This is a genomic window from Streptomyces sp. NPDC087901, from assembly GCF_044742205.1.
In the GTDB taxonomy this organism is placed as follows: domain Bacteria; phylum Actinomycetota; class Actinomycetes; order Streptomycetales; family Streptomycetaceae; genus Streptomyces.
The window spans coordinates 236,317-249,020 of record NZ_JBIUUC010000001.1 but is presented as its reverse complement, the minus strand read 5'-3'; the positions used below and the strand labels follow the sequence as shown (position 1 = coordinate 249,020).

General features: G+C 73.4%; 12 protein-coding genes. 6 read left to right on the top strand and 6 right to left on the bottom strand.

All coding sequences use genetic code 11. The features are described 5' to 3' along the window. Positions 1-4: 4 nt before the first annotated feature. Positions 5-1,456, bottom strand: coding sequence for a sensor histidine kinase (locus tag ACIOEW_RS01120; protein WP_401960265.1), 1,452 nt, complete (start codon positions 1,454-1,456; stop codon positions 5-7). Beyond that, on the bottom strand, positions 1,453-2,163 hold the full coding sequence (locus tag ACIOEW_RS01115) for a response regulator transcription factor (protein ID WP_362543043.1): 711 nt from the start codon (positions 2,161-2,163) through the stop codon (positions 1,453-1,455). Before ACIOEW_RS01115 ends, ACIOEW_RS01120 begins: the two co-directional genes overlap by 4 nt. Before the next feature lie 88 nt (positions 2,164-2,251). On the opposite strand from ACIOEW_RS01115, the gene ACIOEW_RS01110 reads away from it, so the two are divergent. Further along, the gene (locus tag ACIOEW_RS01110) at positions 2,252-2,803 is read left to right on the top strand and encodes a hypothetical protein (RefSeq protein ID WP_401960263.1); all 552 of its coding nucleotides are present in this window, start codon (positions 2,252-2,254) and stop codon (positions 2,801-2,803) included. 6 nt (positions 2,804-2,809) lie between these two features. On the opposite strand, the gene ACIOEW_RS01105 is transcribed toward ACIOEW_RS01110, so the two are convergent. Further along, positions 2,810-3,736 (bottom strand): spermidine synthase, encoded by a 927-nt coding sequence (locus tag ACIOEW_RS01105; protein WP_401960261.1) that lies wholly within the window; start codon positions 3,734-3,736, stop codon positions 2,810-2,812. A gap of 119 nt (positions 3,737-3,855) precedes the next feature. Next, positions 3,856-4,350 carry a hypothetical protein gene (locus ACIOEW_RS01100; protein WP_401961479.1) on the bottom strand — a complete coding sequence of 165 codons (495 nt, stop codon included), beginning with the start codon at positions 4,348-4,350 and terminating at the stop codon, positions 3,856-3,858. Between the two features lie 244 nt (positions 4,351-4,594). Between ACIOEW_RS01100 and ACIOEW_RS01095 the strand changes: the two genes are divergently transcribed. Then, positions 4,595-5,959, top strand: a complete 1,365-nt coding sequence (locus ACIOEW_RS01095; RefSeq protein WP_362543052.1) for a tetratricopeptide repeat protein — start codon at positions 4,595-4,597, stop codon at positions 5,957-5,959. 373 nt (positions 5,960-6,332) lie between these two features. On the opposite strand, the gene ACIOEW_RS01090 is transcribed toward ACIOEW_RS01095, so the two are convergent. Next, entirely contained in the window at positions 6,333-6,929 is a 597-nt protein-coding gene (locus tag ACIOEW_RS01090) for a histidine phosphatase family protein (RefSeq protein WP_362543055.1), read from the bottom strand. Between the two features lie 311 nt (positions 6,930-7,240). On the opposite strand from ACIOEW_RS01090, the gene ACIOEW_RS01085 reads away from it, so the two are divergent. The 4 genes from ACIOEW_RS01085 to ACIOEW_RS01070 are packed head-to-tail and all read left to right on the top strand — an operon-like array spanning position 7,241 to position 12,222. Beyond that, positions 7,241-8,212, top strand: coding sequence for a phosphatase PAP2 family protein (locus ACIOEW_RS01085; RefSeq protein WP_401960258.1), 972 nt, complete (start codon positions 7,241-7,243; stop codon positions 8,210-8,212). Next, positions 8,118-9,284, top strand: a complete 1,167-nt coding sequence (locus tag ACIOEW_RS01080; protein WP_401960256.1) for a hypothetical protein — start codon at positions 8,118-8,120, stop codon at positions 9,282-9,284. The genes ACIOEW_RS01085 and ACIOEW_RS01080 overlap by 95 nt, the downstream gene beginning before the upstream one ends. Then, a complete protein-coding gene (locus ACIOEW_RS01075; RefSeq protein ID WP_401960254.1) occupies positions 9,275-10,891 on the top strand; it encodes a hypothetical protein in 1,617 nt (538 codons plus the stop codon). The genes ACIOEW_RS01080 and ACIOEW_RS01075 overlap by 10 nt, the downstream gene beginning before the upstream one ends. Continuing rightward, positions 10,888-12,222 carry an AAA domain-containing protein gene (locus ACIOEW_RS01070; protein ID WP_401960252.1) on the top strand — a complete coding sequence of 445 codons (1,335 nt, stop codon included), beginning with the start codon at positions 10,888-10,890 and terminating at the stop codon, positions 12,220-12,222. The genes ACIOEW_RS01075 and ACIOEW_RS01070 overlap by 4 nt, the downstream gene beginning before the upstream one ends. Here ACIOEW_RS01070 and ACIOEW_RS01065 read toward each other — a convergent pair. After that, positions 12,219-12,686 carry a hypothetical protein gene (locus tag ACIOEW_RS01065; RefSeq protein WP_362543066.1) on the bottom strand — a complete coding sequence of 156 codons (468 nt, stop codon included), beginning with the start codon at positions 12,684-12,686 and terminating at the stop codon, positions 12,219-12,221. The genes ACIOEW_RS01070 and ACIOEW_RS01065 overlap by 4 nt on opposite strands. Positions 12,687-12,704: the final 18 nt, after the last annotated feature.

The window sequence follows — 12,704 nt, the reverse complement described above, 5'->3', positions numbered from 1 at the left end:
CGGTCTAAAGGTTCGGACCCGCACCGGAGCGGAATGGGCGCTTTGTGCCCCGGCCGATCGCTCCGCGCCGCTGCCGCCCCACCCGGTGTCCGCGCCCGCGCCGCTGCGGCTGCTGCCCGTCGAGCCCGATCCAGATGCGCACCTCGGTGCCGCCGAGCACGGAGCGCCCGATCCGCACGTCGCCGCCGGTGGACTCGGCGACCCGGCGGACGATGTCGAGGCCGAGACCGGTCGAGCCCACCGCACCTTTCACGCCGCCGCGCCCGCTGCTGCCGCGCGCCAGCGCCGCCTTCGGGTCCGCTATGCCGCCGCCCGCGTCCGAGACGAGCACGATCACCGCGTCCCCGCTGTGATGGACGTCGACGGCGAAGGCGGTGCCCTCCGCCGTGTGCCGGAAGACGTTGCCGAGCAACGCGTCGAGTGCGGCGGCCAGTTCGGGGCGGGCCACCGGGATGCGTACCGTACGGTCCACTCCCGCGAGGCGTACCTCGCGGCCCTCGTCCTCCGCCAGCGCGGACCAGAAGCCCATCCGCTCGCGGATCACCTCGGAGACGTCACAGCCGGCCCCCGGACCACCGTTCTGCCCCTGGGACTGGGGGCGCTGCTCGCGGGCGGTCCTGATGATCGTGTCGACCTCGCGCTCCAACTGCTGGACGGCCGCCCGGGTCTGTTCGGCCGCCGGTCCCTCTCCGAGCGAGGCGGCGTTGAGCCGGAGCACGGTGAGGGGGGTGCGCAGCCGGTGCGAGAGATCGGCGGCGAGTTCGCGCTCGTTGGCGAGAAGCTGGACGACCTGGTCGGCCATGGAGTTGAACGCGGCCGCGGCGGAACGGAGTTCGGTCGGCCCCTCCTCCGGCACCCGGGTGCCGAGCCGGCCCTCCCCCAGGTCCTGTGCGGCGCCCGCCAGACGCCGGGCCGGTTCCACCATGCGTACGCCGAGCCTGTCGGCCACCGCGACCGAACCGACGATCAGCGCGATGCCGACGCCGGCGAGCATCAGCCAGGCGGTGGCGACGCCGTTGGAGACCTCGTCCTCCGGTACGAACACCTCGACGACGACGGTGCCCCTGGAACCCAGCGCGGTCGGCTGGAGCAGCGCGGAGCCGCCCGCCACCTCGGTGATGGAGGCGCGCCCCGACTCCCGTACGGTCTCCAGGTCCTTGCGGGTGGCGCGCCGGGTGCCGATCTCCACCGCCACGCTGTCGGCCTCGCCGGACGCGGGCACGTGGACGGCCATCCGGCCCGCGGCTCCCGGTTCGGTGGTGAGGACGGCCGTCTCCAGCTCGGTGCGGTCGGTGGTGATGGAGAGCGTGGGGCCGATCGTCGCGGCCTGGCGTTCGGCGTCGGAGAAGGCACGGTCGCGCGCCATCTCCTTGATGACGAGGCCGAGGGGGACGGCGAAGGCGACGACGACCATCGCGGTGACGGCCAGGCAGACCTTGACCAGGGCCCATCTCATGCGGGCTGCTCCGGGGGTGCGGCGGGCGGCTGGAGCTTCACGCCGACGCCGCGCAGGGTGTGCAGATAGCGGGGCCGGGCGGCGGTCTCGCCCAGTTTCCGGCGCAGCCAGGAGAGGTGGACGTCGATGGTCTGGTCGTCCCCGTAGGACTGCTGCCAGACCTCCGCGAGGAGTTCCTTGCGTGGGACGACGACGCCCGGCCGGCCGGCCAGGAAGGTGAGCAGGTCGAACTCGCGCCGGGTGAGGTCGAGTTCCGCTCCGTCGAGTTCGGCGAGGCGTCGCAGCGGGTCGATGGAGAGCCCGCCGACCTGGATGACGCGTGGCGGCGGGGCCCCGCCGCCGGCCGCCCGCGAGCGGCGCAGCACGGCCGCCATCCGGGCCGAGAGGTGTTCCACGGAGAACGGCTTGGTCAGATAGTCGTCGGCGCCGTCGTTGAGCAGCCGGACGATCTCGCTCTCGTCGTCGCGCGCGGTCGCGATGATGACCGGAACGTCGGTGATGCCGCGCAGCATCTTCAGCGCCTCGGCCCCGTCGAGATCGGGCAGCCCGAGGTCGAGGATGACCACGTCGAACCGGAAGTGGGCGACCTCGCGCAGCGCTTCGAGCGCGGTGCCGACACTCCGTACCGTGTGGGAGGCCTCGGTCAGGTGCCGGATGAGGGCGGAACGTACGAACTGGTCGTCCTCGACCACGAGCACACTTGGCATGGGCGGCACCGTACGCCATCGGGCCCCGCGCGGTCCGCCCGGTGGCGGTAGTGGGACAGAGGCGCGGCCGTGGGGCAGGATGTGCCGGATGCAACGAGGTCTCGTACACGTGCTCGCGTGGTCGCTCGCCACCGGCGCCGCGGTCACGCTGTCGTGGTGGGGTGTGCACACCGTGATGACGGGTACGGCGTACGACCCGCCGCGCGCGGTGCCGATCGCGGCGGGACCCCGGGACGGCCGGGCCGGCGCCGAGACCCTGTCGTCCTCGACCCATCGCCCGGAACCGTCCCCGTCGAAGACGCCCCGGGCCACACCCCGGACCGCCCCGAAGCCGTCCCCGACCCCGTCCCGGACACCGTCGCACTCCCCTGCGGGCACTCCGCGGCCGACGGCGACGGCCACGGCCACGGCGTCGGGTACGGCGAGGAGTTACGCGACGGACGGCGGCCGGATCGTCTTCGAGCTCGGCACGGACTCGGCGAAGCTGGTCTCGGCGACTCCGGAGCAGGGCTGGTCGGTGCAGGTCTGGACGAACACGACCTGGATCCGGGTGAACTTCACCAAGGACGACGGCACGACGGTGTCGGTCTTCTGCACCTGGAACGACCATCCGCCGCAGGTCGAGATCGTGAAGTCGTAACGGAGTTCAGTCGAAGACGGACGCGGGTGGTGCGGGTGACGGCCTGGCGTCGGCGTCGTGCACCGCGGCCGCGCCGCCGGTGAAGTCGGCGAGCGCCCGCCCGTGTTCGACGCGCCCCGGGTGCGGGTCCGTCGCCACCCTGCGGGTCAGCTCCGCGATCTTCGGCGCCACGTCCGAGGCGAGCAGTACGGCGTTGCCGAAGCGGCGGCCGCGGAACACGGTCGGATCGGCGGCGAGCGCCAGTTCGGGAAAGACGGTCGCGGCGGTGGCGATCTGGCCGCGCAGGTGGGCCAGCGGCGGCCCGTCGGCGAGGTTGGCCACGTAACTCCCGCCGGGCTTCAGGACCCGGCGCACCTCGGCGAGGAACTCGGTACTGGTGAGGTGGGCAGGGGTCCGGGCCCCGCTGAAGACGTCGGCGATGACGAGGTCGGCCCAGCCGTCCTGGATTTTGCCGAGCCCGGCGCGGGCGTCGGTGGCGCGGACCCGGATCCTGGCCTGCGGGTCCAGCGGCAGTTCCCGGCGCACCAGCTGGACGAGGGCGGCGTCCACCTCGACGATCTGCTGGGTGGAGCGGGGGCGGGTCGCGGCGATGTAGCGGGCGAGGGTGAACGCGCCACCGCCCAGATGCACGACGTGCAGCGGCTGTCCGGCGGGCGCGACCAGGTCGGCGATGTGGCCGATCCGGCGCTGGTACTCGAACGAGAGGTACGTCGGATCGTCCAGGTCCACATGGGACTGCGGGGCACCGTCGATCGTCAGGGTCCAGGCGCGCCGGCGTTCCCGGTCGGGTACGAGCTCGGCCAGGCCGCCGTCCACCGGCTCGGTGACGTTGCCCCCGGGACCCTCGGAGCCGCGTGCCGCCTTGCGGTCGGTCCTTCGGTCCGCGCGCTGCTTGCGGTCGCCCGCACCGCCGGCCGCTCCTCGACGTGCCACTGCTACTCGTCCCTGCTTCACTGCTCATCGTGTCCGGGCGCGGCCGGAACGGCCGCGGCGGGCTGATCAAGGCACCCGCCACCCGGCCATTATGAGCTCAGGGACCACCCGGCACCTTCTCAGCGGCGGTTGTCGGCCGCCTCGATCAGCCGGGCCGCCTGGTCGAGCGCGGCCCGCAGCACGGCCGGGTCGGTGACCGGGGTGTCGTCGGCGGGCGGCAGCAGCCAGCCGCTGCCCGGGGCCGGCGGCTCGGCGGGGATGCGCAGCCCGCGGCCGTCGGTCTGCGTACAGGCGCTGCCCGGTACGTCCCAGGCCTGCGCGGTGCCGGGAGGCACCAGGAAGCCGAGGGTGGCGCAGGCCCCGTCGTGGAGGACCGGTCCGACCGCCTCCTGGTCGGCGCCGCGCCGCAGGATGTCGACGGCCTCCAGCCCCTGGCGGGCGGGGACGGTCACGAGATCGCAGGGTTCGGGCCCGGGGTGTACGCCGGGGGCACCGGGCCCCTCGGCGGATGCCGTGGCGCCTGTCGTCGCCGTGGTGCCTGCCGTCGCCGTGGTGGGCGCCGTCGTCCCGGTCGTCGCGGTCGATCGCGATCCGGTCGCCATGCCGAGGTGCAACAAGGGACCTCTCCTCTCATCGCCGGGCGGAGCCGGACTCCGTCTCCGCATGAACCAACGCGCCGACCGCGTCAAGGGCTACGGTGCAGCACCCCCGCAAAGGGTGGCAGTTCATGGCGGATCGTGGACGAGATGTCCGATTTGTTGGTAAACGCAGCGTGTGTGACTCGTCACAGCAGGTACGTTCTTGCTCCGCCGGGACACCGGAAACAGGCGCCCGGCTCGCACCAGAGAGGGCCCCGCCATGGTGACGACACCGGCAGTTCCCAACGTCGTCTTCCGGCGGCTGCGCGGACAGCGCTCCGCCGGAGAGTTCGCTGCCGCGGTACGCAGGTCGGCTCGCGAGATCGGCGAGCAGGTCGCGTGCGACGCCCGGTACATCGGACGCGTGGAGTCCGGCGAGATCCGCTGTCCCAACTACGCGTACGAGCGGGTCTTCCTGCACATGTTCCCCGGGGCGACCCTGGCGGACCTGGGCTTCTCACCGCGCGAATCGGTACGCGGCCGAGGGGCCCGGTCCGCGGCGGACGCCCCGCCACCCCCGACTTCCCCGCTGCTGGTGCCCGGCAGCGACACCGACGAGGAGAGCGACGTGCTGCGTCGCGCATTCATGACGAGCGGCACCACCGCGGTGGCGGCCGTCTCCCTGGGCCTGGGGCTCGGCGGCCCGGCCGCCGCGTCCGTGCCCGCGCAGCGCCGGGTCGGCGAGGCGGAGGTGAGCGCCGTCGAGAAGGCGGTGCGACAGATCCGCCTGCTCGACGACCGGCACGGTGGCGACGGCCTCTACCGGCGGGCCTCGCAGCCGCTGCGGGCGGCGTACGCGCTGCTCGACTCCGGCACCGCGGCCCGGCGTTCCACGGCGGACCGGCTGCACGCGGGCGCCGGTGAGCTGGCCATCTCGGTGGGCTGGCTGGCCCATGACTCGGGCCGGTTCGACGACGCCCGCTCCCACTACGCGGAGGCGCTCGCCACCGCGCGGGTGGCCGGGGACCCGGCGCTGGAGGCGCACGCGTTCTGCAACGCGTCGTTCCTGGCCCGCGACACGGGCCGGCCGCGCGAGTCCGTACGCGCGGCGGAGGCGGGCCAGCGGGCCGCACAGCCCCTGGGCTCGCCGCGGCTCCTGGCGCTCCTCGCGCTGCGGGAGGCGGGGGGCCGGGCCGGACTCGGGGACCGTACCGGCTGCGAGCGGGCACTCGGCCGGGCGCACACCGCGTTCGGACGGGGGCCGTCCGCGGCGGACCCGGAGTGGATGACCTTCTTCCGGGAGGCGGAGCTGGAGATGCTGGAGGCGCAGTGCTGGTCGGCGCTGGGCGACTGGTCGCGGGCCGCACGTCATGCGCGGCGGGCGACGCGACTCCAGGAACCGCACTTCACCCGGAACCTGGCGCTGTACCGCGCGGAGCTGACCACGGACCTGGCCCTGGCCGGCCTCACGGAGGAGGCCGCCGCGACGGGTCACCGGGTGCTGGACCTGCTGGACCAGGTCCAGTCCTCCCGCATCCGGTCGATGCTGGCGGACGCGGTCACGGTCCTGCGCCCCCGGGGCCGGGATTCGGTGGACGTCAAGGACTTCCTGGACCGCCACGCAATGACCGCAGCGGGCAGCTGACGGGCACGCACAGAACGAATACACCGGCCCACTTCAAGCCCGTCCGGCGATTGAGGACGGAACCCTCAACCCAGGACCGGGGCACACAACCCAACCCGCCCGGGCCCACCCAAGCCCGTCCGGCGATTGAGGACGGAACCCTCAGCCCAGGACCGGGGCGCACAACCCAACCCACCCAGGCCCACCCAAGCCCGTCCGGCGATTGAGGACGGAACCCTCAGCCCAGGACCGGGGCGCACAACCCAGCCCGCCCGGCGCTTGAGGGCAAAGACCCGCGCCACGACCGGCGCAACGGTTCCGTCCCCGTACGCCGGACAGGCCGAAACGTGCCGAACCCCCAAACACCCCGCACCCCGCACCCGCACCCCGCGCGCTACCGCTCCAGATGCCCCGTATCGTTCCAGCACTCCAGCGCCGGCGCCCCGTACGCCCATCCCAGGACCGACAGCGACGTCGGCTCCAGCCGCAGACGTGCCGCGAACGACGCGTCCTCGCCCAGCCACCGCGCCCCCAGCACCCGCAGGATGTGGCCGTGGCCGAAGACCAGGACGTCGCGGTCGGACGAGCGCGCCCACTCGACGACCTCGTCGGCGCGGGCCGACACCTGGGCCAGGGTCTCTCCCTCCGGCACCCCGTCGCGCCAGATGAACCAGCCCGGGCGGGCCGCCTTGATCTCGGCCGGCGTCATCCCCTCGTACGCCCCGTAGTCCCACTCCATCAGCGCGTCCCACGGCTCGGCCCGGTCGCCGAACCCCGCGATCCCGCATGTCTCGGACGCCCGCACGAGCGGACTGGTGCGGACCTCCAGACCGGGCAGGTCCGCCCACGGCCCGAGGTGCAGCCGCTCACCGAGCAACCTGGCCCCCTCGCGCCCCGAGTCGAGCAACGGAATGTCCGTCCTGCCGGTGTGATTGCCCTTGACGGACCATTCCGTCCGGCCGTGCCGGGCCAGCAGGATGCGCGGTGCCATGTGACAGCTCTCCCTGAAAAACTGGGACCTGAGATGCGGTATCTGAGATCTTGGACATCGATGGGGACGAATCCGTCCGGGATGGAACGGATACAACGGGCGGAGCGGGGAAACGGATCGTCCGGATTTCCATCATCGCGTACCTTCGCGAGAGGCAACCTGGGGGGCCGTACCGGCGTCCCAATGACCACAGACGAATCCGAGCAGCTGAGGTGCCCTCATAGGACACCCCGGGCGAACCGCGGCCAACCTGCACCGTACGGTTGAACGCCCGCCGTCGGCCGCATGAACACATGATGGAGAACTTCCGGATGCCGCATGCCACCACCGCGCCCGTGCCGCGCCCCCGGCCCCGCTGGTGGACCGAGCTCCCGCTCCTGGCCCTGGTGTACGCAGCGTACTCGGGTGGCAGGCTCCTGGTCCGCGGGGACGTGTCCACCGCCGTCGACCACGGGCTGCGCATCCTGCATCTGGAGAAGGCCCTCTTCCTCAATGCCGAGCACCCGCTCAACCGGCTGTTCACCGCGCACCCTTCCATAGGCATACCCGCCGACTTCGCGTACGCCTCCCTGCACTACCTCGTCACCCCGGCCGTCCTCATCTGGATGTTCCGCCGCCACTCGGCCGCCTACCGCCGGGCCAGGACCTGGCTGATGACCTCCACGATGCTCGGCCTCATAGGCTTCACGCTGATGCCGACCTGCCCGCCGCGGCTGCTCGCCGCCGGGCACGGTTTCGTCGACACGATGGCCCAGTACAGCTCGTACGGCTGGTGGGGCACCGAGGCGAGCGCACCGCGCGGCATGGGCGGCATGACGAACCAGTACGCGGCGATGCCGAGCCTGCACGTCGGCTGGGCGCTCTGGTGCGGCATCCTCATCTGGCGCCACTGCAAGCACCCCCTCCTGCGGGCCGCCGGCATCGCCTACCCGCTGATCACCGTCATCGTGGTGATGGGCACGGCCAACCACTACTTCCTCGACGCCGTCGCCGGCGCCGCCGTCATGGGCGCCGGGGCGCTGCTCGCCCGGCCCGTGTCGCGTCTGGCCGACCGGATCAAGGACGCCGTGCTGACCCGCTTCGCACGGGTGTCCCCCGCCATGAAGTCCCCGGATGTCAGTGCCGGATGCAAGACTTCCGCGGGTGAGCGAATCCCCGGCCAGCGGACCACCTCCGCAGATCCCACCGATGCAGCAGCACCGACCGGCCCACCTGCCCCGGCCGATGTCCCGGCCTCCGCAGGAAGAGCCGCAGGCGGTGACGCTGCGAAGGCGGCTCGCTGAGCTGAGGGGCCCGGCCGTCGCGCCCCGGCCGCTGGACGCACGCGCCCTGGCCGCCCTGGCCGCCAACCCCGGCTGCAAGCGGCGCGCCCTGCTCGACGGGGCCGGTGTCGACAAGGGCGCACTCGCCACCGCACTCGGGTCACCGGCCGCCTTCGGCCAGTCCCAGTTCGCCTTCATGCGGGGCAACGCCTTCGAGGCCAAGGTCAAGGCCGACGGGGGTACGGAGCTGATGCGCCTGCTGCACGAGGGGTTCGGTGAGCCCGGCGAACCGCCGGTTGACGTCCCTGTGCCCGATCTCACGGCAGCCGGCCCCGAGGGCCGCGCCGCCCGCACCGCGCTCGCCCTGCGCGAGGCCACCGCGTCCGGCGGCTGGGCGCTGCTCGACCACCCGATGCTGGCCCTGGAGGTGGCGGGCTCACCCGCCTATCTGGAGCCGGACGCGGTGGTGGTCCACCCCGACGGCACCTGGACCGTCGTCGAGATCAAGTCCTTCCCCATGATCGACGGCTCCGCCGACGCGGCGAAGGTCGGCGCGGCCGCCCGCCAGTCCGCCGTGTACGTACTGGCGCTGGAGCGGGTCGCCGCGGTGACCGACGGCGCGGAGGTCGGCCACCGGGTACTGCTGGTCTGCCCCAAGGACTTCTCCAACCTGCCGACCGCGTCCGTCGTGGACGTGCGCAAGCAGCGCGCGGTCACCCGCAGGCAGCTGACCCGGCTCACCCGGATCGAGGACATCGCGGCGGCGCTGCCCGAGGGAACCACCTTCGACCCGGAGTGCTCCCCCGATGAGCTGGACACCGCGGTCGAGTCCGTCACCGCGGCGTACGCACCGGAGTGCCTGGCCGCCTGCGAGCTCGCCTTCCACTGCCGGGCCAGGGCCCGGGCCGCCGGCGCGGTCGAGGCGCTCGGGCGGAGCGTGCGGGGTGAGCTGGGCGGACTGACCACGGTCGCGGGGGTACTGGCCGCGGCCGCGGGCAAGGAGGGCGACCCGGCGGACCCGACGGTCGCCGCACTGCTCCGCGCGGCAGCGCTGCGCGCCGAGGCTCTGGAGGGCAGCACCGCATGTCGCTGATCGGCACCCTGGCCCGGCTGGAGGCCGTGGAGAGCGGCCGCGCCCAGCCGATGGCCACCGTCCGCCACCGCCACCTCGGCGACCGGCCGCTCGTGCTGGTGCCGCTCACCACCGCGGGTGAGGCCGGCGCCCCGCTCGGCGCGCTCGTCGGCACGGACCGGGACGCGCCCCGGCTGCTGGTCGTGGCCCAGCCGCGCGACCGGGACCTGCGGTTCGCGTTCCTCGCGGAGCTGGCCGAGACGGTCCTGCCGTACATCGAGTCGTACGCCGATGTCATCGAGGCGGCCGAGCGCAGCGAGACCGACCCCTCGACCGGCAAGAAGGTCAAGGTGGAGACCGAGCTGTGCACGGACGCGGCGCAGCTGATCGTGCCGAGCCGGGCGGGTATCGAGTTCGTCCGGCTGCTCGGCCGCTCCATGCGGTTCCGGCGCACCGCCGAGGATGATCCCGACACCCCGTATCCGGCGCCCGCCCGGGTCCCGCTGCTGGGCCGCTGGCTGACGCACTACGGCGAGCGGGCCCGGGTGCCCGGCTCCTCGCTGCTGCTGGCCGGCACCGATCTCCTCAACCGGCACTGGGCGAGTGGCCAGTCCTCCCTGGAGGACCAGCATCTGGGCGCCCTGCTCGCCTGGATCGACCCGCCGGTGGGCGAGTCCGGGGCCGAGGCCGCGCTCCGCGCCGAGCTGGGCAGGGACGCCGGGGGTCAGCTGCTGTGCCCGCCGGCCGGACCGGCCACCGACCCGGACTTCGACAACCGGCTGCTGGCCCCCGCGATCGAGAAGTACGACCGGGCGCGCACGTCGCTGGCCGCCGCGGAGGACGGTCTGGCGGCCGATGCCCGGCTCGCGGAACTGACCGCGGCCGAGCGGGAGATCCGAGGACTGCTGGCCGGTGTCCTGCGGCCGACCTGGGACGCGGTGTGGCAGGGCCTGGACCTGCTGCGGGAACTGCCCGAGGGGTCCAGGGCCGAGGATCGCTGGACCCGCGACCGCTGGTCGTTCACCGGCCACCGCGACCGGGTGCGGGCCGGCGAGCCGCCGCAGCCGCGCCGGGACGACGCGGTGACGGCGGCGCGCAAGCTGGCCGCGCGGGAGACGGCGCAGGCCCAGCTGGAGGCCCAGGAGGCGCTGGACGATCCGCTGGTGCTGGCCGGCCGGCGGCTGGCGGGCGAGGCGTTCCTCGGCGAGGTGACCGCGGTGGAGATGGCGTACAGCGAGTCCAAGCGCCCCTCGCCGCGCCCGCTGGTCACCGTGCGCACGGCCGAGCAGCCGCATCTGGGCGAGCGTGTGAAGGTCTACCGCTCGCTGGACGGCAAGCCGCAGACCGCCGAGTTCGCGGGCTACGGGGCGCCGGAGGAGAGCGGCGACGGGGGCGTCCCGTCGCTGGTGCTGCGCATCACCGACCGGATGGGCCGTGGCAAGGAGCCCGCCCCTGGCTCGGTGCCGGAGCCAGGTGACGTCATCGCCTGGACGCTCTTCGAGCACGACCAGCGCGGCGGCCCGCAGCTGCCGGATCCGGAGGAGACCCCGTGGACCCACGGCGGCCCGCCGGGCGGCGCGGCGGCTGCCGAGCGCCCTGATCCCGTGACCACGGAGGACCTGCTGTGACGGCCGTATTCGACCCGGGCGCGGCGGCGGGCCTGGCCACCGCCCGGATCCTGGACGACACTCTGAACGGCACGGCCCGCGGCATCGTGGTGGACTCCCCGCCGGGTGCGGGCAAGTCGACCCTGGTGGTGCGCGCCGCGCTCGAACTCGCCGCGGCCGGGCGCCCGCTGATGGTGGTCGCGCAGACGAACGCCCAGGTCGACGACCTGGTGGTGCGGCTCGCCGAGAAGGACCCCGGCCTGCCGGTCGGCCGGCTGCACAGCAACGACTCCGATCCGTACGACAAGGTGCTGGACGGCCTGGCCAACGTACGGAAGTCGGCGAAGGCGGCGGATCTGGCCGGTCTCGACGTCGTCGTCTCGACGGCCGCGAAGTGGGCCCATGTGAAGAACGTCGAGCCGTGGGGCCACGCGATCGTCGACGAGGCGTACCAGATGCGCTCGGACGCGCTGCTGGCGGTCGCCGGGCTCTTCGAGCGGGCGCTGTTCGTCGGTGATCCGGGCCAGCTGGACCCGTTCTCGATCGTCGGCGCGGACCAGTGGGCGGGGCTGAGCTACGACCCGTCGGCCAGCGCGGTCTCCACGCTGCTCGCGCACAACCCTGAGCTGCCGCAGCACCGGCTGCCGGTCTCCTGGCGGCTGCCGGCCTCGGCGGCGCCGCTGGTGTCGGACGCGTTCTACCCGTACACCCCGTTCCGCAGCGGTACGGACCACGGCGACCGGCTGCTGTCGTTCGGGGTGGCTTCCGACGGCTCGGCGGCGGACCGGGTGCTGGACGAGGCGGCGGAGTCCGGCTGGGGTCTGCTGGAGCTCCCCGCCCGGCACACCCCGCGCACCGACCCGGAGGCCGTACGGGCCGTGGCCCAGGTGGTACGCCGGCTGCTCGACCGGGGCGGGGCGGCGACCAGTGAGCGCTCCCCGGACCCGGCGCCGGTGACGGCGGACCGGGTCGCGGTCGGCACGGCGCATCGCGACCAGGCGGCCGCGGTACGGGCGGCGCTCGCCGAGCTCGGGGTCACGGGGGTGGCGGTGGACACGGCGAACCGGCTCCAGGGCCGAGAGTTCGATGTGACGGTGGTCCTGCATCCACTGTCCGGCCGTCCGGACGCCACCGCGTTCCACCTGGAGACGGGCCGGCTGTGCGTGCTGGCCTCCCGCCACCGGCACGCCTGCATCGTGGTGTGCCGCGAGGGGGTCACGGACCTGCTGGACGAGCACCCGTCGACGGAGCCGGTCCAGCTGGGCGTGACCGTGAAGTTCCCGGACGGCTGGGAGGCCATGATGGCCACGTACGACCACCTGTCCAACCATCGGGTGTCGTGGCGGCCTTAGGGGGTGTCTCCGTCGACGAGCAGGCCCGCGGCCTCGCGTTCGAGTGAGATGTCACGTAGCAGCGCAGTGTCCTGGTAGAAAGATCGCTTCTTGGTGATCTTGCCGTTCACGACGTCGACCAGTTCGAGAACGGTCATCCTCCACGGGTTGCCGTGGATGTCGCTGCCGGTGTTCGTGGCCACGACCACCACGCGCGTAGGGCCGTCGGCGGTGAGTTCGTCGATGGTGATGGTCGTGAGGTCCAGGCCGGTCAGCTCGTGCATCCTGCGCCGCGCCGGTCCGATCTGAGCACCCTTGTGGACCCCGCTGTCGGGGTGTCCCCAGTTGAGCTCGACCTCCTGCTCGTCGGTCAGCTCTTCGATCGTGGCGAAGTCCGGTCCGCCGGGCGTTCGGAGAACGGCTCGGTAGAAGCGGCGGACCACCTCCTTGTTCAGGTCGGCCCGGGTCGGGCTGTCGCTCGTCATGGCGCTCCCGTTCTGTGG

Coding starts and splice junctions, on each gene's coding strand:
- ACIOEW_RS01090 (WP_362543055.1), bottom strand. CDS start 6,929: ATGGCACCGCGCATCCTGCTGGCCCGGCACGGCCGGACGGAATGGTCC.
- ACIOEW_RS01075 (WP_401960254.1), top strand. CDS start 9,275: ATGTCGCTGATCGGCACCCTGGCCCGGCTGGAGGCCGTGGAGAGCGGC.
- ACIOEW_RS01080 (WP_401960256.1), top strand. CDS start 8,118: ATGCAGCAGCACCGACCGGCCCACCTGCCCCGGCCGATGTCCCGGCCT.
- ACIOEW_RS01120 (WP_401960265.1), bottom strand. CDS start 1,456: ATGAGATGGGCCCTGGTCAAGGTCTGCCTGGCCGTCACCGCGATGGTC.
- ACIOEW_RS01110 (WP_401960263.1), top strand. CDS start 2,252: ATGCAACGAGGTCTCGTACACGTGCTCGCGTGGTCGCTCGCCACCGGC.
- ACIOEW_RS01085 (WP_401960258.1), top strand. CDS start 7,241: ATGCCGCATGCCACCACCGCGCCCGTGCCGCGCCCCCGGCCCCGCTGG.
- ACIOEW_RS01065 (WP_362543066.1), bottom strand. CDS start 12,686: ATGACGAGCGACAGCCCGACCCGGGCCGACCTGAACAAGGAGGTGGTC.
- ACIOEW_RS01095 (WP_362543052.1), top strand. CDS start 4,595: ATGGTGACGACACCGGCAGTTCCCAACGTCGTCTTCCGGCGGCTGCGC.
- ACIOEW_RS01115 (WP_362543043.1), bottom strand. CDS start 2,163: ATGCCAAGTGTGCTCGTGGTCGAGGACGACCAGTTCGTACGTTCCGCC.